Source organism: Thalassomonas actiniarum, from assembly GCF_000948975.2.
Lineage (GTDB): Bacteria > Pseudomonadota > Gammaproteobacteria > Enterobacterales > Alteromonadaceae > Thalassomonas > Thalassomonas actiniarum.
In genome coordinates, this window is sequence record NZ_CP059735.1 from 6,062,370 (window position 1) to 6,082,111 (window position 19,742).

Consider the following 19,742-nt stretch of genomic DNA (forward strand, 5'->3'; position numbering starts at 1 on the left):
GCCGATTTGTTATTGCGCTTTGAGCAAGTGATAAACTTTCACATCCGCCAATCGCCCGTAACGGTCAAGTTTTTGCGTATTATGCTGATAGCTCATGCCGATTTTTTCCATCACTTTGCCGGATGCCGGGTTGTCGATTAAGTGATCGGCGGTTAATTTATTAAGCTCCAGGGAAGAAAAGGCAAAATCCGCCAGCGCCCCGGCCGCTTCCGTAGCATAATTGTTGCCCCAATAGTCAAGCCCTAGCCAATACCCCAACTCGGCTTCATCTCCCTGAATGTCTACCAGGGACATAGTGCCCATCAGGCACTTACTGACCTTGTCGGTGACGGCATAAATCACCGCGGTTTTATTTTTCCAGTGCTCGCCATGCCCTGAAAGCCACTGCTCGGCCATACCCTCGAGGTAAGGGTGGGGAATATGTAAGGTGGTTTCGGCTACCCGCTTATCCCCGGCTAACTGTCGGACCCGGGCGGCATCCTCAGGCAAAAACGGCCTTAAAATAAGCCTGGGGGTTTCAAGAATGATTTGTTCCATGAACTTCATTCTCCTTTTTTAATGTGCTCATCAGCCTTAATCTTGCACCCGGCCCGGATATTCTCCGGACCGGGTGCAAACGGCTCAGGTCTTATTCAAAATAGAACTTCGCCCTTTCGTTATCATAGTTACCGATTTCATGCATGGTTTCGGCATCATATAAACGTCCGTTGATCATGGTGTAACTGATCTTATCACTCAGGCGGATATCCCTGGCGACATCACCGTCAACCACTATCATATCGGCAAGCTTACCGGCTTTCAGCGAGCCCAACTGGCTGTCCAGCCCTAAAGATACCGCAGGTGCGATGGTCGCGGTACGAATAGCCTGCAGCGGCGTCATGCCCCCCTGTGCCATCATCCACATTTCCCAGTGCATCGCTAAACCTTCGCGCTGGCCGTGACCGCCGGAATTAACCTTGATGCCTAAATCCTGCAGCTCTTTAGCTACGGTAGCGACATTAACATGGTTGTAGTGATGCTCGGGCGCTTTAGTGCGGCGCATTGAACGGGCATCAAGAATCTCATCAGGTACATACTTGCTCAGGCGCGGGTGGCGCCAAACGTCAGTGGTATCATACCAGTAGTGCTCACCCCAGATACCGCCATAAGCGACCCCTAAGGTCGGGGTATAAGCCATTTCGGAATGGGACCACAGCTGCTTAACATCGTCGTAAATGTTGGCAGTGGGAATGGAGTGCTCAAGCGTGGTATGGCCGTCAACTATCATGGTCAGGTTATGCTGCAGCAAGGAACCGCCTTCGGGCACTACCATCATTTCCAGTTCACGGGCGGCCTGGACAAATTGCTGTCTTTGATCCCGGCGCGGCTGATTATAACTCTTGACACTGAAAGCACCGGCTTTTTTCAAACGCTCGACATGGAACTTGGCATCATCAAGGTTATCAACATGGGCGGTATAACCGGCAGCGGTGGCACCGTATAAAATAGTACCGGTAGAAAACAGGCGCGGCGCCACTATCTGGCCGCTTTTCTGCATTTCGCTGGCGGCAAAAAACTCACTGGTATCATAAGACGGGTTATGGATAGTGGTAACCCCTAGCGCTAGTTCGGCATAGTTCGACCAGTTTTGCTCTGGGATAAGCTCATTATTACCCTGCGGTCCGTGGGCATGGGCATCAATTAAACCCGGCATCAAGGTTTTACCGCTGATATCGATCACCTTGGCATCTTCCGGCACAGAAACTTGTCCCTGCTGCCCCACGGCGGTAATTTTATTACCTTCAACCAGCACCACACCATTATTGATGATTTGCTCGCCTTCCATAGTGAGTACCTTACCGCCGACAAAAGCAACTTTGCCGGAAGGTTTATCGGTTTTTTTCTTAAAGCCTAAATAGGTGGTTTTTGGCGTAACCGCAGCGTCTTTCGCTTTGTCATCACCTTCAGTTTTCTTCTGCTCTTCATCGGAAGAAATGGCAAATAAACCATCAAGCTCTGCCTGGTACAGGTCCGCACCTAAGCTCCAGTAGATTTCATCCGAGCCTTTATGCCAGTTAATGCCTTCACCGGCACGTACCGACAACTGCCTGACCGGCAAGTTGGTTGCACCCGGGCCGATTTCAATCACTTCACCGCGCTCCACCAAAGGCGTCACGAACACTTTAAAGCGCTCGGCAAAAGCCAGGTATTTACCGTCGGGGGAAACCTTATACTCAGTGGCAAACTTGCCCTGGTAAATGGTTTGATCATGCTGGCCGTCAAGATCGATTCGCGCCAGCTGAGTGTTTTCTTCATGACGCAACACATAGATACGATCATTACGATCGCCAAAGTGTGGCTTCAAGCCATTTTCGGTGACCAGTTTCATCTCGCCGCCTTTACTGGAAACCGAGTAGATCCCCGGGTTTAAGCCCCACTTTTTCGGTGTGATATAACCGCCGGAGACTTTTCTAAAGACGACTGTTTTACCGTCCGGGGAAAAGCTGGGTTCGATATATTTACCCGGCTCATCCAGTATCGCCTTGCCTTTACCGCCGCGGGCGGAAACAACACGTACCTGACCCTGTTTCTCATCATCCCAGCTGACATAGACCACTTTTTTGCCGTCGCGGGAGAAACTCGGGTTAAATTCAAGATGATCTTTCTGCTTGGTCAAACGCTTAACTTTACCGTCAGGCAGGCTGCGGCGGTAGATATGTCCCATGGCTTCAAAAATGACACTGCGGCCATCAGGGGAAACCTGCACATCCCGCAACATGTTGACGTCAAATGCATCCGGATTGACGTCCTGCTGGAAGCGCAGCGCCGTTTGGATTTTTTTCTCGGTTTTGACATGGAAGTTGATAACTTCGGCTTTTTTGCTACGTAGATCTAAACGGTTGATCTTGCCGCCGGCCCAGAAAATAATACCTTTATTGTCCGGGGTCCAGGCCATGGTAGGATATACGCCGTGAATCGCCCAGGTTTCCTGCATATCCCGCTCTAAGCCCTGATAAACCAAAGTTTCTTCACCGTTTTTCAGGTCATATAAATAAAGATTGGACTGGAAATCATCCCGGCTGATGTAAGCCAGGTAACGGCCGTCGGGAGACGGAGTCGGGCGGATAGCGCCGCCTTTGCCCGAGAGCACCACTTTGATTTCACCGGTTTCCAGCTCAAGGCGTTTGATTTTATAAATGCCTTTTTCCGAGTCTTTGCTGTAATGGAAAGTTTTGCCCGGGGTCGCATCCTGGGAAAAATAGATATATTTACCGTCATGGGAAAAAGCCGGCTCACCGAGATCTTTTTGATCATTGGGACGCTTGGTCAGCATTACCCCCTGACCGCCAGTTTTATGGTACATCCAGACTTCACCCGCGCCAAGAGAGCGGCCACTGGTATAATGCTTACGGCCCACTAGAAAATTGCCGTCCGGCGACCAGGCAGGGCTGTTTAACAAGCGGAACGTTTCTTTAGACACCGCCTTGGCATTGCTACCGTCACGATTCATGATCCACAAATTATCACCGCCGTCCTCATCCGAGGTGAAGGCAATATACTGGCCGTCAGGGCTGAATTTCGGCTGCATTTGCCAGGCGATATCTGTCATCAGAGGTGTGGCTTCACCACCACTGACCGGCATGGTATAAATATCACCAAGCAGATCAAACATCAAAGTTTTACCATCAGGACTGAGGTCGATATTCATCCAGGTGCCCTGGGTGACATCAATGGCAGCAGTAGTAAACTGGCCTTGCGGCTCATTTACCGACCAGCTGGGTTTGTCTTGTTTTTTATCGTCGGTTTCACCGGCAAACGCCGGTGCAGCAGAAAAAGCCATGGTCACACAAAGGGACAGCATGGACAATTTGGAAGTTATTGTCGGCATAATCAAATCACTTTTATAGTTTTATAGCGCTAAAGAGCGGGGCTAATTTTTATTTTTATTTTTAGCTACTATAAATAAAATTGATTCAATAACCTACTAAAAGTGTATAGACAAGTCGGTAAAATTGTATACAAATATTGGCGGTTTGGCTGATAATGGTGAGGAGAGTTTTAATTTCACGCCTGGGAAATGAAATAATATTTTTTCAGCCCTGTGGCCGATAACAGCCATGTTTAATTTTTTTGACCCAAACGCTATCTTACAGTTTCTCCCTAAATCTTGATATATCCTGGTAATTTACATAGCAAGCCATTGCTATTCTCGAATATCTCAAGTCTCGTTATGTAACACAGTCAATTGGATTGAAACCAGTAATAATTACTGGTAACTTATTCAATATATTATAAAAAAAGATATAAAAAGTGGATTAGCGTAAAATTGTCGACAATTTAATCCTAAATACACTTATGCACTCCAAGGAGGGCCTAGCATTGGCTAAAAACACAAAAAAAGATTGTTTCATTATTATGCCAATTGCTGATGTTGATGGATATGCATCTGGTCATTTTGGACATGTATATGAAAATATTATTAAGCCATCATGTGACTTGGCTGGATACAATTCGCTCAGGGCTGATGAAGTTAAAGAAACGAATCTAATCCATCTAGATATTCTGAAGAAACTCATCGAAGCACCAATGGCAATTTGTGATTTAAGTAATAGAAATCCTAACGTGCTTTTTGAATTAGGAATTAGACAAGCATTTGACAAACCAGTTGTTCTAATACAAGAGAAAGGTACGCCAAAAATATTCGATATCGCTCCTCTGAGATACATAGAGTATTCAAAGGAGATGAAATACCATGAAGTGCTAAACATGCAACAAGAGCTAAAAAGTTCTCTTGAAGCTACAGCGGCCGCTGAATCAGATACTACCAATATCAATTCTATTGTTAAGCTTCTTGCCTTAAATACTCCTGCACAATTACCAGACTTGGAAAATGGTAAAGAAAGTATGGCTCTCGAATACCTACAAGCTGAAATGCAAGATATGAGAAAGATGGTTGAGATTTCAATGATGGAGAGTAAAAACCCCCGTCGTCGAGGTTCAATTAGTGCATACGAATATGAGCGTATTTCTAAGGAAGTCGAAAAGTTGACTGACAATATGGCAAGAACAAAAATACCAGATGCTGAGAGGCATAATCGGTTGAATATGCTGATGAGAGAAGCAGAGGAGTTAATGATGCATTGTGTAGAGAAGGCAGATCACATGCACTTCAGACGTTTAATTGAACGAATTAAAAGAGCTGAAGCATAACTTACATAACAAGTGTGTCATGCTCCTTAAGTTATTAAGTCGAAAAAGTTAAAGGATTAATATGGAAAACGAAGAAGTTATATATGAGTTTGAAGGTCAAAAATTACGAGCAGAGTACACTCTGTTTGATGATACTTTAACTACTTATCTACCTGATGGCTCAAATCGAAAAACAGAGTTGAGAGGGTTAAAACCTGAGCTTGCTGCATTAATGCACTTAAAGATTTATACGCAAAAATCGAGTACATAACAGATTGCTCAAGTTTATTTCGGGCCTTCAGTCCTCCACGGGACGCATACTGCGTAGGCGCCCCTTAGCAAAGCGTAGGCAATCAAAAAAGGTGTTTTATGTCATCTTTAGGAATTATTAATGCAGAAAGGCTCATGCTACTTCCTGAAAAATATTGGAAGTCTCACGAGTTTTGTTTTTATCTTCACGATAAATTAGCAACCATGTTGGTAGAGTATGACGCCCACGGTGTACAAGATATGGTTGTTGATGCATTTCATGAAGCCGCAAAAGGAAAGGAAGACAAACTTAGTGACATAAACCTTCTTGAGTTCATGAAAGAAAACAAGTTGGTCGAACCCTATAAACATCATTTGGTTAGCCATACTGTCATAGCATTGACCTCTGATATGCTTCATTTTTTATATGAAGCCTTAAGTTGCTTTGAGAAAAGAAAGTTCTCAGTCGCATTTTCCTTACTTAGAAAACCTCTTAAAGAGCATTTGTTTTTTCTCTCATGGATATTAGCAGACGAAGATGACTTTGTTTCTAGGTTTGAAGCAAATAACCATGTGAGCTTTAGCGGCGTAACTAAAGAAACAAGAATTGATATTATTGAAAAAGCAATAAAGAAGTTACATGTTGGGGATGCCTTTGATGCGGAGATGATTTGGAATTATGTGTATTCTAAAAAACATGAAAATGGATTTGAACCAACTTGGCAAAGAGCTACGCATTTAACAACCTCTCAAGGAGAGCTTCTAAAAACGGAAGACTATTCATTAAACTTTATATTTGAAGATGTTTTTGATGATTATTACTTTGAATTTTTGAGCAAAAATTTACCATACATTTTTCTATATATTACTCAAGTCACCTTAGAGTGCTTTAATCGTATTCATGAAGTTAATGATAAGACGGCTTCACATCTAATTTTAACAATGATGGGTTGTTATGAAGCGCTGTTTTTAGATGGTAGAGGAATGAGTATCAGTAAAATGCTACAAAAAAAACTAGGAAGCATGTTGAGTTGTATGCACTGTAAATCAGATTTCAAAATTAATAAAAGCAATGCTCCTAGCTTGTATCTGCATGAGTTTTTTGTATGTAAAAAATGTGGGTTAAAATCAGAATTTCCACTTTATTGGTTGTTAGCTAAAGCTAACATGGTACTAACAAAAGATGATGAGTAAGGTTAAAGCATCTAACATATCATTATCTAAGTATGTATTTCAGCATCAGTATTTAATGCCCACTATCAATTGAGGTCGCATCCTAATTTAAAATACACAAGATAGGATACAACCATGCACCGTTTAGCTTTTCTGATAACCCCAACGCGGCATAATGCTCTGCTCGATATTAAGGTGATCCAAGATCCGCCCCACCATAAAATCAATTAAGTCGTTAATAGATTCAGGGTTGTGATAAAAACCCGGCGCTGCTGGCATAATCGTTACCCCTTGCTGAGATAAAGACAGCATATTTTGTAAATGTATGGTAGAGAACGGGGTTTCCCTGGGCACCAGAATCAATTGCCCCCGCTCCTTTATCACCACATCCGCCGCCCGCTCGATCAGGTTATCACTCATGCCGGTACTGATCGCGGCCAAAGTGCCGGTAGAGCAGGGACATACCACCATGGTTTTCGGCGCCGCCGAGCCGGACGCTACCGGGGAAAACCACTGTTCTTTACCAAAAACCGTGATCTGCCCTGCTTTGGCGGCAAACTTTTCCGTTAAAAATATCGATGCGGCTTCAGGTGCACCGGGCAGTTTCAAGCCCACTTCGGTATCGAACACCACCCGGGCGGCACTGGAATACAGCAGATATATCTGGTAATTCGCCGCCACCAGACATTCAATCAGGCGCAAGGCATAGGCAGAGCCGGATGCGCCGGTGATCGCCAGGGTAATTTTGTTCGTAAAGTCAGACACTAGAGCTAGCCCCCTTGATTAATAACTAAAGGATAAAAGATCATGCCAGGGCCTGCAGCAATTTATCATGAAAACCGCCAAAACCGCCGTTGCTCATGATCAGCACAGTATCTCCCGGCCGGGCCTGCTTCACCACCAAGTCTACCAGGCGATCCACTTCGGTCGCCACCCGGCAACTTTGCTGTTCGCTAAACGCCAGTTCATTCGCCGACCACAATACCTGCTCTGACTGCAAGATAAAGATTTCATCCGCTTTGATCAATGAAGAGGCCAGCAAATCCTTGTGTATACCCTGTTTCATGGTATTGGATCTAGGCTCCAAAACCGCCAGGATACGTCCGTTACCAACATGGGCACGCAGGCCATCCAGGGTCTTGGCTATGGCGGTGGGGTGATGGGCAAAATCATCATATACCCGGATATCATTCACTGTGCCCCTGAGCTCTAAACGGCGCTTGGTATTGATAAATTCCCCCAGGGCCTCTATCGCAACCTTGGCGGGCACACCCGCATGTCGGGCAGCGGCAATCGCCATTAAGGCATTGTCGATATTAAAGTCACCGATCAGATCCCATTTTACCGTGCCCTGAACTTCCCCTTGTCCCTGGTTGTCATAAAAGCGGACGATAAATTCACTGCCGTCAGCCGCTAATTTTTCTGCATGCCAGCCCGGCTGATGTTTGCTGTCCTTGATACTAAATTCTGTCGGTGTCCAGCACCCCATCGCCAGGGTTTCGCTAACCGCCTGCTCCGATTGCGGCGATAAGATCAAACCGTTTGACGGCACCATACGGATCAGGTGATGAAACTGGCGCTGGATATCGGCGAGATTATTGAAGATATCGGCATGATCAAATTCCATATTATTGATCACTAAAGTACGTGGCCGGTAATGGACAAACTTGGAGCGTTTATCAAAGAAGGCGGTATCATACTCATCCGCCTCAATGACAAAAAATGGCGACTCACCCAGGCGCGCCGAGCTGGAGAAATTTTGCGGCACACCGCCGATCAGATAACCCGGCGACATATGGGCGTATTCTAAAATCCAGGTGAGCATGCTGCTGGTGGTGGTTTTACCGTGGGTACCGGAAACCGCCAGCACCCAGCGGTCTTTTAAAACATTATCCAGCAGCCACTGGGGCCCCGAGGTATAGGGAATATTGCGGTCGAGCACATACTCCACCATGGGATTGCCCCGGCTCATGGCATTGCCGACGATAACCAGATCAGGCTGATCCTGCAGGTGCTCGGGTAAATAACCTTGTTTTAATTCAATGCCCAGTTGTTCAAGCTGGGTACTCATGGGCGGATAAACATTGGCATCACAACCGGAAACCCTAAAACCCAATTGCTTGGCGATGGCGGCGATGCCACCCATAAAAGTGCCGCAAATACCTAAAATATGAAGATGCATAGTACTACCAGTTTGATAAATAAAGCTTTTTCTTTTAATTTGTCAGATAACCAAATCTTGAGCCTGCCAATATACCCTACTCGGACAAATTCTTATACAAAAACACCGCTTTCCCGGCCCGCCTGTCGGCGTTTTTTTGTTGCAATCTTAAGGTAAGTTAATCAAGATCAAGGGATATCAGACAAAATAAGGATCAGTAAGTGTCAGCAGCAAGCATACAGGCGATTCAGGTATATCCGATAAAATCCAGTGCAGGCATCAGCCTGTCGAGCAGCTGGATCGATGAGTTCGGCCTTTCATTTGACCGGCGTTTTGTCCTGAGCCGGGAAAACGGCCAGTTTATTACCGGTCGCACAGATACAAAAATTTGCCTGATCCAGGCTAATATCACCGCTTCCGGGCTTATTCTCACCGCCCCCGGCATGGAACCCCTTGTTATCCGTTATCAGGATTTTTCCCAAAATTACCGCCAGGTCACCGTCTGGAAAAGCGACATTTCAGCCTTACATTGCCGTCATGAATATGACCTCTGGTTCAGCCGATACCTGGGTAAAGAGTGCCAGTTGTATTATTTCGGCGAAGACTCCAGACGCACGGTAAAACGCAGAAAAGAGCAGGTAGCCTTTGCCGACGGTTATCCGTTGATGATGATTTCCCGGGCTTCGCTGGATGACTTAAACCGGCGCAGCCCGGATGATTTTACCATGGCGCATTTTCGCCCCAACCTGATCATAGAGAACTGCGAAGCGTTTGCCGAAGACACCTGGTCGCGTATCCGCATCGGCGAGGTCGAGTTTGATCTGCCCAAACCCTGTACCCGCTGTATTTTCACCACAGTCGATCCGAAAACCGGCATTAAGCATCCCAAGATGGAACCTTTAAATACCCTGAAAAGCTACCGCCAGCTGGAAAACGGCGATGTTGCCTTCGGTTATAACCTGGTGCCCCTCAATCGCGGACAAATTGCTGTCGGGGATGAAATTTCGGTACTTAAACGCCACGATGCCCCGGTTTTCACCACAGGCAAGGTTAAAAGCGCCCCGGTAAAACCGACGACGGCAAAACAGGGCAGCTTCACCCTGGTATGCCAAAAAATCGTCCAGGAAACCCATGATGTCAAAAGCTTTATCCTGACTCCGGCGCAAGGCAGTGCAAGCGACATTGCTTACCAGGCGGGCCAGCACCTGCCGATAAGCCTGACCATAGCCGGTGAAAAGGTCAATGCCACTTATACCCTGTCTTCTTCACCCACGCGCAGCGGGCATTTAATGATCACGGTAAAACGCGTGCCCGGGGGCCGGGTCTCCAATTACCTGCACGATGAATTTAACATCGGCGATAGCCTGAGTGCCAGGGCGCCGGGTGGCAAGTTCCATCTTAACAGCGCCGATACCAGCAAAGTGTTATTGCTTTCTGCCGGCAGCGGCATTACCCCTATGTTGTCTATGCTCAAAGCCATGACAGATCAGGCGCTGGATAACGACGTGGTGTTTTTCCACAGCGCCCGCAGCGAACAGGATTTGATTGCAAAAGATGAAGTGGCCGCCCTGGCCCTGCACCATGGCAATTGCCGGGTCAGTTATACCCTGACCCGCTCGGCCACACCCAAGTGGACAGATTACCAGGGACACCTTACCAGCCACATGCTGGCTAAAATTCCCGATCTTATTCAGCGCCAGGTCTTTGTTTGCGGGCCTGCCTCTTTCAGGGAAAGTGCCAAACAGCTGCTGTTATCATTGGGTTTACCGGAAAGCGCCTATCATTTCGAAAGTTTTGGTGCCCCTAAAAAAACCGGACAGGAAAAACTGCCAGAGCCAGGCAAACAACCAGAGCCAGGCAAACAGCCGGGTCAGGCAAAGCAGCCAAAAATGGCGAAAAAAGTCAGTATCCTGTTTGATTCCTGGGACAAGCAGGTCGAAGGCAACAATAGCGAGCCCTTGCTGGATCAGGGAGAAGCCGCCGGTTTGATCTTGCCTTATTCCTGCCGTGGCGGCATGTGCGGCAGCTGCAAGGTAAAACTGGAAAGCGGCGAAGTGGAACAGCTGGCCAGCGACGGTTTATCCGATCTTGAAAAAGAGCAGGGATATATACTGGCCTGCAGCTGTATCCCCGCCACAGACGTGGTGATCAGCCAGGGCTAGCCGTTAAAAAACACCCCTGACAAAAGGTAAAACAACAGGAGGGACAAATGTCAGCATTATCACAATATCCGATCGTGGTGTTGTACGATGGAATTTGTCCCGCCTGCATCAAAGACAGGCAACATTACCAAAAGCTGGCGGGGCGCAAAGATGATGCCATTTTATGGCTGGACATCAACCAGCACCAACAGATATTAAAACAATTTGCTATCAGCGAGCAGGCAGCTATGACAGAGTTACACCTGATCGTCGGTGGAAAAAAAATTGTTAAAGAGTTAGATGCCTATATCTTACTGCTCGGCCATATCTGGTGGTTAAAACCCCTGGCCTGGTTTATCGCAATTCCCTTTATCAAGGCGCCACTGGCAAAGTATTATCATTACCGGGTGAACAAAAGGTTAACGGCAAGCGGACGAATGAAATGAAATTAAATTGTGATCTCGGGGAAAGCTTCGGCTTATGGCAAAAAGGCGATGATCAGGCGATCATGCCCTATATCGACTTAGCCAATATCGCCTGCGGTTTTCATGCCTCTGATCCCCTGACCATGTTAAAAACCGTAAAACTCGCGCTCAAGCACGAGGTCACCATAGGGGCACATCCAGGCTATCCCGATTTACTCGGTTTTGGCCGCCGCTCCATGCTTTATCCCGCCGATGAGTTAACCGCCATCATCCACTACCAGCTCGGGGCATTACAGGCCATCTGCCACAGCGAAAAGACCCGGGTAAGTTATGTCAAACCCCACGGCGCCCTGTATAACGATATGATGAAGAACCTGGCGATCTTTACCTGTGTCTGCCAGGCCATAAAAAAAATCGATCCTAACCTGCCTTTAATGATACAGGCTTTACCCGATCCGGCACCCTATCAGAAAATCGCCGGGGAATATGGACTCTCCTTATGGTTTGAAGCCTTTGCCGACCGCCATTATCAGGATAACGGTCTGTTAGTATCCCGCAGCGAGAGCAACGCGGTGATCCACGACAGCAAACAGGTAATAGAGCGTTGCCGCCACTTAAAGCAACACGGGCAGTTACTGAGCATAAACGGTAAAGCGCTGGCCTTGCAGGTGGATACCTTGTGTGTGCACGGTGATAATCCGGCGGCCGTCGAACTGGTCTGTCAGCTAAGTGAATTACTCGCATGACAGAAAAAAATTCACGGCTTGCGCCCTTTACTGTCTCGCAGGAAGCCGTCAGTGAAAATGCCGTCTTACTGAGCTGGCCGGAAAAAATATGCCCGAAACAGCACCAGCATATTATTGCTTGCCGGGATGCCATTCACCGGCAATTAGCCGGGCTGATCATTGACAGCGTGGCCAGCTATAACACCCTAATGGTTTATTATCATTTCCAGCTCACCGATAGCCAACCCCTGATAAACCGGCTGAGGCAAATCATAGAACAATCCCGGGAAAACGAGCTTGCAAAGGGGAATAATACTGTGCTGGAGATCCCTGTCTATTACGGCGAACAGGCAGGCTGGGATCTTTCCTCGGTGGCAGAGCAAACCGGCCTGCCCCCGGATGAGGTAATAGCGCTGCATCAGGCATCAAGCTACCGGGCTTATGCCCTGGGGTTCACCCCGGGATTTTGTTATCTGGGTTCGCTGCCGCCTCAACTGCAGTTGCCGCGCAGGAGCAATCCCAGGGCAAATGTGCCAAAAGGAGCGGTCGCCATCGCAGGTTTGCAAACCGCAGTTTATCCCAATGCCAGCCCCGGCGGCTGGCATATCCTGGGGCAAACCCCTTTAGCCATGTACAGCATCACAACGCAGGAATTTCATCCCCTGCTCACCCCGGGTCAGTTGGTTCGCTTTAAAGCCATCAACGCCAAAACCTTTAAAGAAATGTCGGGTGAACTGGTACGGGAGGGGCAATAGTGTCGGCACATAACACAAAAACGGCCAGGAAAAATAAACTCAAGGTACTCAAAGCCGGGGGGTTATGCTCAATACAAGATCTTGGCAGGCCCGGCAGCCAGCATATGGGCTTCAGCGCGGGTGGTGCTGCCGATGAGCACGCCTATTTAACCGCAAATCAGCTGCTAGGCAATGATGCCAATGCCGCAGCATTGGAAATCACCTTAGGTCAGCTGGTATTAAGGGCCGAATGCGACTGTACCATTGCCATCACAGGCGCCGACAGCAAGGCTTGCCTTAATGAGCAGCCGGTCAAAAACTGGCAGATTCTACAGCTAAAAAGCGGCGATATCTTGTCTTTTTCCCTGCCGGCATCCGGCTTACACACCTACCTGGCGGTTAGCGGCGGCATTGATACGCCATTATGGTTAGGCAGCCGCTCACAAACCCTGAATGAACCCGGCCCGACTGCAGCCCGGGGAAAAATCACTGCCGACAGCGAGCTCCCGCTCACGGATATTTGTTTTAATCCGGCCCCCGGGCAAGAGCAAAAACCGCAGCAAGCAACTCAGCAAATAAAGAAAAATTACGCTAATTTTTATCCTCCCGGGATATTAGCCGCGAGGTTTATCCCCCATAAATTATGGTTTTCCCTCGATAGCACAGCTCAGCAGCACTTTATCACCACTGAGTATAAGATAAACAGGGACAGTAACCGCATGGGATACCGCTTAACCTCAACCGCAGACTTTCACAAAAAAAATAGCGAAAAAGGCAGTGAAAAAAATCAAGCGGAAATGACACTGAGCAACAAGCTTTCCCGGGCGGTCACCTTTGGCACTATCCAACTGCCGGATTTTAATCAGCCGATCGTGCTGATGAAAGAGCGGCAAACCATAGGGGGTTACCCGGTGATCGGCGCCGTGATGCAAACCGATTTATTTCGCTTAAGTCAGAAGCGTCCGGGAGAGTTGCTGCGTTTTATTCCTGTGACCCAGGAGCAGGCCCGACAACAATTAACGGAATTTTACCGGCAAAGGCTCTGCCGGTAACCCGGGTAACTATTGCGGCTGTCTTATTTTACGCACGGTTAAACCAAACAGGGCAAAGGTAAGCAGCAATACACTTGCCGGCTCGGGCACTTCAATATCGGAAGCCTCGCGATAAAGCAGCAGATTAATCGGGCGCGGGGAAAAATTACTGTCCAGGTTGGCAATACTGCTCCAGGCTTCATACTCACTCACCCGGCCGCTGGCGGCAAATTCTGTGATGCCTATGGGGTTCGTGCCGCCGGGGCCGGTTCTGCCGACAGTACTGAGATAGGCGTAATAATCCAGATTGCCGACATAGGAAGCGCCAAAAGCACCGTCTTGCCAGCCGCTTAAGGTACCGCAATTTTCCAGGGCATAATCAGCACCGGTAGAGCAGGGGTTCTCTCCCTGCTGGCCGAAAGCGGCATTAATAAAATCATCATTGATACCTGAATCGGCAATGCTCCAGCCACTGTATATGCCACCGGAATCAACCGCCAGCAAGGTCTCGGCATAGGTTAAATTAAAGCTATCAAAACGCAGGTATTGCCGCCCGGTAACCGTGTTTGTTATCACTGAACCGTCAACATCTGTGGAGAGATCACCAAAACTATAAATCATTCCAGCGATGGCCGTAGACGAATTTAAATAACTTATAAAAAATACAAAAGCTGCTGTTAACTTACAAAAAAATAGCTGCATATAGACTTCCTGGTAGCAAAGAATGGGAGGGTAACAAGGGCCAGAACCTGGACAATTAAACCGCAATTTTAGCTGCAAGTCCAATGAGAAAAACCGCAGTATAAGCGGCCCTCGACTTAGCCACAGGGATATTGGCTGCAGCAAGAGTCACTTATCCCGAAACAGTTTAAGAGAACAGGCTAAACAATTTCGCACCGGCATCCCGAATATCCGACGGATACTAAAAGCACGGGCAGAGAAAAAGCAATAACTCGATTAATGATAAAAAATGAAGGCGCTTTGATTTGCTAGCATATGCTGTCAATCAAAGCAGCGGTGAGCAGCGTAACGACTTCAACCTAAAAACAATCCCACCTAGCCGGCAAACGAAAAACTGATTCGGCGACAACCCTTAAGCCTATAGTTCACCCGGGTTAAAGCACCAGGCCTGGCTCGTCGGCAAAAAACATCTGCACCTGCTGCGAATACTCATTGATTTCCATCGCCGAATGAATATTACGGCAGCAAACCGGACACTCCTGGTAGTTGCTGGCATCTGCCGTCTCCAGACCCAGAGCCAACTGCTGATAATGGCCACAATGCGGACACTCCTGATTTGTACGTTTCAGTTCGTGGATCATAACAAGCTCCTAAGCACCTGATCTGAGGGCCTTCCTTCCGATCTATTCCTTATTAGTATGGTGTATTTCGTGCTTTTTGCTTACAGGCTAAATAGAAAAGTGCTATTTTAAGGGGGAAATTGAAAGCCGCTTTCAAAAAAAGCGGCTTGAAACCTGTCGGTCGTCCTTTGAACTCAAGCAGGTGCTATATTGAATATCGTAATTTTATATCCGGATGCATATCAATTTCACCTTCGCTGTCAATGGTTGCAAAGTTTTCTCCGCAAATCATCACCACTAAACGGTTACCGCCAATGGTACGGATAAAACAAAGCTCATAATCACATTCAGCTAAAGATCTGACAGCAAATTTTTGCGCCAGGTTCAACTGCTGCCAGATGGCATGACTTTCAACCGGACGTAATTTACGATGGATACTTGATGAGATTTTTCTGAAAATATTCATTTATATACTCGTAAAATTCCGTGTTAGACCATTCAGGCCGTTTAAAACTATCATTTTTAATGAGCCATATAAAAAAAGGCGAGTCAGATGAGGTGGATTGTATAACAAACTTCTTACAACTAACTTGACTGGTAAATGCATAATCTATTCCCTTAGATAAAACACTATTTTTTTCATAACGATAGAACAAAAGATTAAATAATACTAGTTATCATTAAAAGATAACTGTAAAAGTTATAGACAACCTGTTATCAGAATAATTCAACTATATCAGTCTTTACCCGGACAAAATGCTGCTTTTTTAGATAAAAACCAGGAAAATCCCTCTTGCTGTCACTTGGCCCCACAATCAGGCAAACTTCGTCTACGCTAAATATTATCAGTCCGCAACAAAAATGTTTAGTTATTGTTAAAATTTCGTTGATTATTTAAACACAACTCTCTAACATCAAGTATTATTCACTCAATTGGATAATACCAAAATTAATTTTGTAAAAGGATTTATATGAACATAAAAATATTAATGATCAGCCTGTTAACCATGTTGTTTACTGCCAACCTGCAGGCCTTTGATGATGTCATTTATATCGCGGGCAGCAAGCACAGTATCAACAAGCAGGCATTCAGCCAAAGCGGCTCTGTCTATACCGCCAAAATTCCCGTTTCGGGAGATTATGGCCAGCAATTGATATTCGACATTGATGCCAGAATTTCCGGTAACGGCGCTATAGATACCGGCTTTGAGTGTCACAAGCTATACCCCCAGCCAGGCGGTTATTTTCTGATCGGCGCAGGCAACCCGCCGGATTGTACCTATACCACAGTAAACCCTTCTAACCAGTTTCGTTTTATCGTTGAAATGAATGCTTATTGCAGCAATATCGCTATCGGTACCGATATGGATAACCGCAATGCCTTACTGACCGCAGAACAAGTTACGGCCATTAAAAACAGCGTCAATTCCTACGGTTTTATTGTCGGTAATCCCTACAATACCTACCGCAGCCTGAACCTGCTGGTTGACAATACTTTAGTCACCAACGGAAATTGTCAGGAATTAACCATAGAAGTGAAAGGCCTGGAACAAACCCATATCGGCACTATCGATATGGATATTCTTATTGGAGAAGTGTTTTAACACTCAAGTCAACACAGCACTCACTAGCTGTCTTGAATAAAATTGATGATCCAACGGGCAACCGCTATATCATCAACCCCGGCATTCAGGGAAGCCAAGCCTTCCCTGATCCTGTGGGCCGGGATCTTATCCCGGCGTTTTTCCATCAGGGCGGCAACATAGGCTTTGGGAAATTCCGGATGCCCCTGTATGCCCAGCAGGTGTTCAGTGAACTGTACCATGTACAAAGGACAAAACCGGCTGGCCGCCAACACTTCAGCCCCCGGGGCAAGCTGATAACCTGATCCTGATGGCAAGCCACAAGATCTATCGCCTTGCTGGCCGGCACCATCCAGGGCCTGTTTGCCCGTATATCATTAAAGGAAACTCCTATACCCCACCCCCGCTGTGAGCACTCAACTTTGCCCCCCAGCACTTTTGCCAGCAATTGATGGCCAAAACAAATACCTACCAGCTTTTTTTGCTGTTGTGCCAACAAACGAATAAAAGTCTCCAGCTCCGCCAGCCAGGGCAAGTCATCATTTACCCCGCAGGCACTGCCGCTGGTAAGGTAACCAAGGTTGTCATCCGGGTTTTGTGGAAACTCTCCCCGGCGGACATCATAAACAGTCAGTACCAGATCGGGACATACCTGTTGCAACAGGCGGGTAAACATTTGCTGATAGCCGCCAAATTCTCCCTGCAGCGGCGCCATCGCATCATCACATAACAATAATCCCAGTTTCATGCCCGTTTCCTTATCTAACATCTGCCGCCTTTCTCTTTCAGCTATAGCTCTCCGTGTACGGCGCGAAGAAAAATCTCCGAGCATTGCCCGGCACTAAAAGCGATGGGATTGCCCGATGCGCTGGGATCGGCACAGGCCATTTCACCAACTTTCCCGGCTTCGCTGTCATCAATACCGATTTGGCTTAAATTGTCGGCGATACCTATTTGCGCGCGCAAACTTAATATCCAGACAAGAAAACCGTCAAAACCGGTGTCTTCCAGGCCGATATAAGCCGATAGCCGTTGAATTTTATCTGTTATCGCTTGCTTGTTGGCTTTAAGGACATAGGGCATAAGCACCGCATTCAAAGTGCTATGGTGCGCATCATAAGGATGAGCCAAGGCGTGCATCGCCCCCAGGCCTTTTTGAAAAGCGGTAGCCCCCATGCTCGATGCCACCAGCATCTGCATACGCGCTGATAAAGCGTCCCGCCAACGCCTGCTCCACCATGCCCCCGCCTTTAACCGAGCCGGTAAAACACACCTGGTGAATATCTCCCTGGCGAAGCACTTTTTGGGTATCGTCATGGCTCAGGTGTAAATACTGAAAGCCCCTTCGGGCAAGCCCGCCTGCGTAAACGCCCGGTAGAAATGTTCGGCGCATAAGGGAGTTTGTGCCGAATGTTTCAAAATCACGCTGTTGCCGGCTGGTATCGCCGGCACTATGCTGTTGACTGCCGTCAGGTAGGGGTAATTCCATGGGGCAATCACAACCCCCCAGGGGCTGGCGCTTAATAATGCGTTGTGCTCCTTGTTCTTCAGCTAAGTGAACAGGTGCTAAAGCCTGCTCGGCAATGCCCATCATATAACGGACTCTTTGCTCGACCCCTTTGAGTTCTCCTGCGCCATAACGGATCGGGCGCCCCATCATCCAACACAGATCTTGGACAATTTGTTCTTTTTGCCCGCTAAAAACCGTCAGCATTTTCTCGCACAGGGCTATCCGCTCGGCAATAGAGGTTTGTGACCAGGGCTTTTGCGCCTTGACTGCCAGCGCCAACGACCTTTCAATCTCATGATCATCGGCACATGCCCGGCTCGTATAAACACTGCCGTCTACCTGTGAAATGGTTTGCATCGGCGCCCAATAACCGGGGATCACGCGTGAATAGGCATTTATGGTCGGGGCATACATGGCCATAAATTCCGGCAGCAGTTGTTGCAAACCGGCAATAAAATGCCCTTGCTGTTGACTCATGGTCATGTCTTGCCCGGCATCATAAAAAAGACTCTGTCCGGATTGCTTATCCCGCAGGGAAAGATGGATATGCCCGGATTGCCCCGGATAGTCATTTGACCACTTGGCCATAAAGGTTGCCATTAACTGACGTCTTTGCGCCCAGACTTTGGTAAAGGTTTTAAACAAGGCGGCCTTATCAGCGGCCGCTTGTGCGCTATCGACGCTAATCGCCGCCTCCAGCACCCCGGGACCGGTTTCGGTATGCAGGCCTTCGATGGGAAAGTCCATCTCCCGCGCCAGTTGCAACAACTCATGGTGTAACTCGGCATGGGTAGAATTACGCAGCATGGAATAACCGAAAAATCCCGGGGTAAAACTCGTTAAGTTGCGGTAGCCCTTGGCCCGCACCGAGTCCGGGGTTTCGTTAAATAAAAAGAATTCATATTCAAAGGCGGCATAGGCATCTATCCCCATCTCATCCGCCATCGCCAGTACCCGGTTAAGGACATTCCTGGGACAGATGCTGGCGGTTGGTGCCTTGAATTCACATAGAAATAGCAAGGTATTTGCTTCCAGGGGCAATTCACGACAGGTTTCAGGCAACACCCTGACCGGGGCATCCGGATAGCCGGTATATTTCACCCCGATATTTTCATACAACTGATCCTGGCTGTCCCAGCCGAGCACCACATCACAAAAAGCAAAACCATGTTCAAGGGCAGAAAAAACTTCTCTTTGCTCATGTACTTGCCGCGCATAACCCCGTCAATATCAAACAACCCCACCTTGACATAAGTTAAGTTTCACTGTTCAACCAGCTGTCTGGCATCACTGACGGAATTGACATCTCTGGGGTTAATCATAGCTTGGCACCTTTGCGGTTGATTATTTTTATCTCAAGATAACGACATGTTTTTCTTTAAGGAAAACAAACAGAAGCTTAAAAACTGTCTTCTCTAAAAATAGCCGTAAATATCACAATGCACAAAGTAAATAATAGGATGCCATTAATAACGAATCCTCTTTCTCCTTCAGCCAAAATCATCAGCAACAACTCCTTGCACTTAATTCGTGCGCTTTC

Annotated in this window: 20 protein-coding genes; 9 read left to right on the forward strand and 11 right to left on the reverse strand. The window is 47.3% G+C overall.

Features of this window, described 5'->3' with window-relative positions; translation table 11 throughout:
- Positions 1-9: 9 nt before the first annotated feature.
- Both SG35_RS26230 and SG35_RS26235 read right to left on the reverse strand, forming a co-directional pair.
- Entirely contained in the window at positions 10-537 is a 528-nt protein-coding gene (locus SG35_RS26230) for a GNAT family N-acetyltransferase (RefSeq protein WP_053043075.1), read from the reverse strand.
- A 91-nt stretch (positions 538-628) separates the two neighbouring features.
- Positions 629-3,868, reverse strand: a complete 3,240-nt coding sequence (locus SG35_RS26235; protein ID WP_420794549.1) for an amidohydrolase family protein — start codon at positions 3,866-3,868, stop codon at positions 629-631.
- Between the two features lie 491 nt (positions 3,869-4,359).
- On the opposite strand from SG35_RS26235, the gene SG35_RS26240 reads away from it, so the two are divergent.
- The 3 genes from SG35_RS26240 to SG35_RS26250 all read left to right on the forward strand — a co-directional run bounded on the left by SG35_RS26240 (position 4,360) and on the right by SG35_RS26250 (position 6,612).
- On the forward strand, positions 4,360-5,190 hold the full coding sequence (locus tag SG35_RS26240; protein ID WP_044833247.1) for a hypothetical protein: 831 nt from the start codon (positions 4,360-4,362) through the stop codon (positions 5,188-5,190).
- A 61-nt stretch (positions 5,191-5,251) separates the two neighbouring features.
- Positions 5,252-5,440, forward strand: coding sequence for a hypothetical protein (locus tag SG35_RS26245; RefSeq protein WP_044833246.1), 189 nt, complete (start codon positions 5,252-5,254; stop codon positions 5,438-5,440).
- A 98-nt stretch (positions 5,441-5,538) separates the two neighbouring features.
- Positions 5,539-6,612 carry a hypothetical protein gene (locus SG35_RS26250; RefSeq protein WP_044833245.1) on the forward strand — a complete coding sequence of 358 codons (1,074 nt, stop codon included), beginning with the start codon at positions 5,539-5,541 and terminating at the stop codon, positions 6,610-6,612.
- 123 nt (positions 6,613-6,735) lie between these two features.
- Here SG35_RS26250 and SG35_RS26255 read toward each other — a convergent pair whose 3' ends face one another.
- Positions 6,736-7,356, reverse strand: a complete 621-nt coding sequence (locus SG35_RS26255) for a flavin prenyltransferase UbiX (RefSeq protein ID WP_044833244.1) — start codon at positions 7,354-7,356, stop codon at positions 6,736-6,738.
- 40 nt (positions 7,357-7,396) lie between these two features.
- Positions 7,397-8,773, reverse strand: coding sequence for a UDP-N-acetylmuramate:L-alanyl-gamma-D-glutamyl-meso-diaminopimelate ligase (mpl, locus tag SG35_RS26260; RefSeq protein ID WP_044833243.1), 1,377 nt, complete (start codon positions 8,771-8,773; stop codon positions 7,397-7,399).
- 200 nt (positions 8,774-8,973) lie between these two features.
- On the opposite strand from mpl, the gene SG35_RS26265 reads away from it, so the two are divergent.
- Genes SG35_RS26265 through SG35_RS26285 form a run of 5 tightly spaced genes read left to right on the forward strand, consistent with a single transcriptional unit; the run spans position 8,974 to position 13,829 of the window.
- Positions 8,974-10,914 carry an MOSC N-terminal beta barrel domain-containing protein gene (locus SG35_RS26265; protein WP_044833242.1) on the forward strand — a complete coding sequence of 647 codons (1,941 nt, stop codon included), beginning with the start codon at positions 8,974-8,976 and terminating at the stop codon, positions 10,912-10,914.
- 47 nt (positions 10,915-10,961) lie between these two features.
- Positions 10,962-11,339: a thiol-disulfide oxidoreductase DCC family protein gene (locus SG35_RS26270; RefSeq protein ID WP_044833241.1), complete on the forward strand. Its 378-nt coding sequence runs from the start codon at positions 10,962-10,964 to the stop codon at positions 11,337-11,339.
- Positions 11,336-12,064, forward strand: coding sequence for a 5-oxoprolinase subunit PxpA (locus tag SG35_RS26275; RefSeq protein ID WP_044833240.1), 729 nt, complete (start codon positions 11,336-11,338; stop codon positions 12,062-12,064). The genes SG35_RS26270 and SG35_RS26275 overlap by 4 nt, the downstream gene beginning before the upstream one ends.
- Positions 12,061-12,798 carry a 5-oxoprolinase subunit PxpB gene (pxpB, locus tag SG35_RS26280; protein ID WP_044833239.1) on the forward strand — a complete coding sequence of 246 codons (738 nt, stop codon included), beginning with the start codon at positions 12,061-12,063 and terminating at the stop codon, positions 12,796-12,798. Before SG35_RS26275 ends, pxpB begins: the two co-directional genes overlap by 4 nt.
- Entirely contained in the window at positions 12,798-13,829 is a 1,032-nt protein-coding gene (locus tag SG35_RS26285; protein ID WP_044833238.1) for a 5-oxoprolinase subunit C family protein, read from the forward strand. The genes pxpB and SG35_RS26285 overlap by 1 nt, the downstream gene beginning before the upstream one ends.
- 9 nt (positions 13,830-13,838) lie before the next feature.
- Here the strand turns inward: SG35_RS26285 and SG35_RS26290 are convergent, their stop codons facing one another.
- The 3 genes from SG35_RS26290 to SG35_RS26300 form a co-directional block, all read right to left on the reverse strand.
- Positions 13,839-14,429, reverse strand: coding sequence for a PEP-CTERM sorting domain-containing protein (locus SG35_RS26290; protein WP_160298305.1), 591 nt, complete (start codon positions 14,427-14,429; stop codon positions 13,839-13,841).
- Between the two features lie 494 nt (positions 14,430-14,923).
- Positions 14,924-15,130, reverse strand: coding sequence for a zinc ribbon domain-containing protein (locus SG35_RS26295; protein WP_044833236.1), 207 nt, complete (start codon positions 15,128-15,130; stop codon positions 14,924-14,926).
- 184 nt (positions 15,131-15,314) lie between these two features.
- Positions 15,315-15,575, reverse strand: a complete 261-nt coding sequence (locus SG35_RS26300; protein ID WP_053043074.1) for a hypothetical protein — start codon at positions 15,573-15,575, stop codon at positions 15,315-15,317.
- Between the two features lie 505 nt (positions 15,576-16,080).
- Here SG35_RS26300 and SG35_RS26305 point away from each other — a divergent pair.
- Positions 16,081-16,713, forward strand: a complete 633-nt coding sequence (locus SG35_RS26305) for a hypothetical protein (RefSeq protein WP_044833235.1) — start codon at positions 16,081-16,083, stop codon at positions 16,711-16,713.
- Positions 16,714-16,736: 23 nt separating this feature from the next.
- Here SG35_RS26305 and SG35_RS26310 read toward each other — a convergent pair whose 3' ends face one another.
- Genes SG35_RS26310 through SG35_RS32190 form a run of 4 tightly spaced genes read right to left on the reverse strand, consistent with a single transcriptional unit; the run spans position 16,737 to position 19,351 of the window.
- Positions 16,737-16,859 (reverse strand): hypothetical protein, encoded by a 123-nt coding sequence (locus tag SG35_RS26310; protein ID WP_269082181.1) that lies wholly within the window; start codon positions 16,857-16,859, stop codon positions 16,737-16,739.
- Positions 16,859-17,440, reverse strand: coding sequence for a glutamine amidotransferase-related protein (locus SG35_RS26315; RefSeq protein ID WP_274055297.1), 582 nt, complete (start codon positions 17,438-17,440; stop codon positions 16,859-16,861). Before SG35_RS26315 ends, SG35_RS26310 begins: the two co-directional genes overlap by 1 nt.
- Positions 17,441-17,481: 41 nt before the next feature.
- Positions 17,482-17,892, reverse strand: a complete 411-nt coding sequence (locus SG35_RS26320; RefSeq protein ID WP_337993187.1) for a dehydroquinate synthase/iron-containing alcohol dehydrogenase family protein — start codon at positions 17,890-17,892, stop codon at positions 17,482-17,484.
- Positions 17,807-19,351 (reverse strand): aldehyde dehydrogenase family protein, encoded by a 1,545-nt coding sequence (locus SG35_RS32190; protein WP_274055298.1) that lies wholly within the window; start codon positions 19,349-19,351, stop codon positions 17,807-17,809. The genes SG35_RS26320 and SG35_RS32190 overlap by 86 nt, the downstream gene beginning before the upstream one ends.
- Between the last annotated feature and the right edge of the window lie 391 nt (positions 19,352-19,742).

Bases quoted from the DNA above. Each gene is read 5' to 3' on its own strand.
- SG35_RS26230 (WP_053043075.1), bottom strand. From the start codon at position 537: ATGGAACAAATCATTCTTGAAACCCCCAGGCTTATTTTAAGGCCGTTT.
- SG35_RS26235 (WP_420794549.1), bottom strand. From the start codon at position 3,868: ATGCCGACAATAACTTCCAAATTGTCCATGCTGTCCCTTTGTGTGACC.
- SG35_RS26245 (WP_044833246.1), top strand. From the start codon at position 5,252: ATGGAAAACGAAGAAGTTATATATGAGTTTGAAGGTCAAAAATTACGA.
- SG35_RS26250 (WP_044833245.1), top strand. From the start codon at position 5,539: ATGTCATCTTTAGGAATTATTAATGCAGAAAGGCTCATGCTACTTCCT.
- mpl (WP_044833243.1), bottom strand. From the start codon at position 8,773: ATGCATCTTCATATTTTAGGTATTTGCGGCACTTTTATGGGTGGCATC.
- SG35_RS26270 (WP_044833241.1), top strand. From the start codon at position 10,962: ATGTCAGCATTATCACAATATCCGATCGTGGTGTTGTACGATGGAATT.
- SG35_RS26275 (WP_044833240.1), top strand. From the start codon at position 11,336: ATGAAATTAAATTGTGATCTCGGGGAAAGCTTCGGCTTATGGCAAAAA.
- pxpB (WP_044833239.1), top strand. From the start codon at position 12,061: ATGACAGAAAAAAATTCACGGCTTGCGCCCTTTACTGTCTCGCAGGAA.
- SG35_RS26290 (WP_160298305.1), bottom strand. From the start codon at position 14,429: ATGATTTATAGTTTTGGTGATCTCTCCACAGATGTTGACGGTTCAGTG.
- SG35_RS26295 (WP_044833236.1), bottom strand. From the start codon at position 15,130: ATGATCCACGAACTGAAACGTACAAATCAGGAGTGTCCGCATTGTGGC.
- SG35_RS26300 (WP_053043074.1), bottom strand. From the start codon at position 15,575: ATGAATATTTTCAGAAAAATCTCATCAAGTATCCATCGTAAATTACGT.
- SG35_RS26305 (WP_044833235.1), top strand. From the start codon at position 16,081: ATGAACATAAAAATATTAATGATCAGCCTGTTAACCATGTTGTTTACT.
- SG35_RS26310 (WP_269082181.1), bottom strand. From the start codon at position 16,859: ATGGAAAAACGCCGGGATAAGATCCCGGCCCACAGGATCAGGGAAGGC.
- SG35_RS26315 (WP_274055297.1), bottom strand. From the start codon at position 17,440: ATGAAACTGGGATTATTGTTATGTGATGATGCGATGGCGCCGCTGCAG.
- SG35_RS26320 (WP_337993187.1), bottom strand. From the start codon at position 17,892: ATGCAGATGCTGGTGGCATCGAGCATGGGGGCTACCGCTTTTCAAAAA.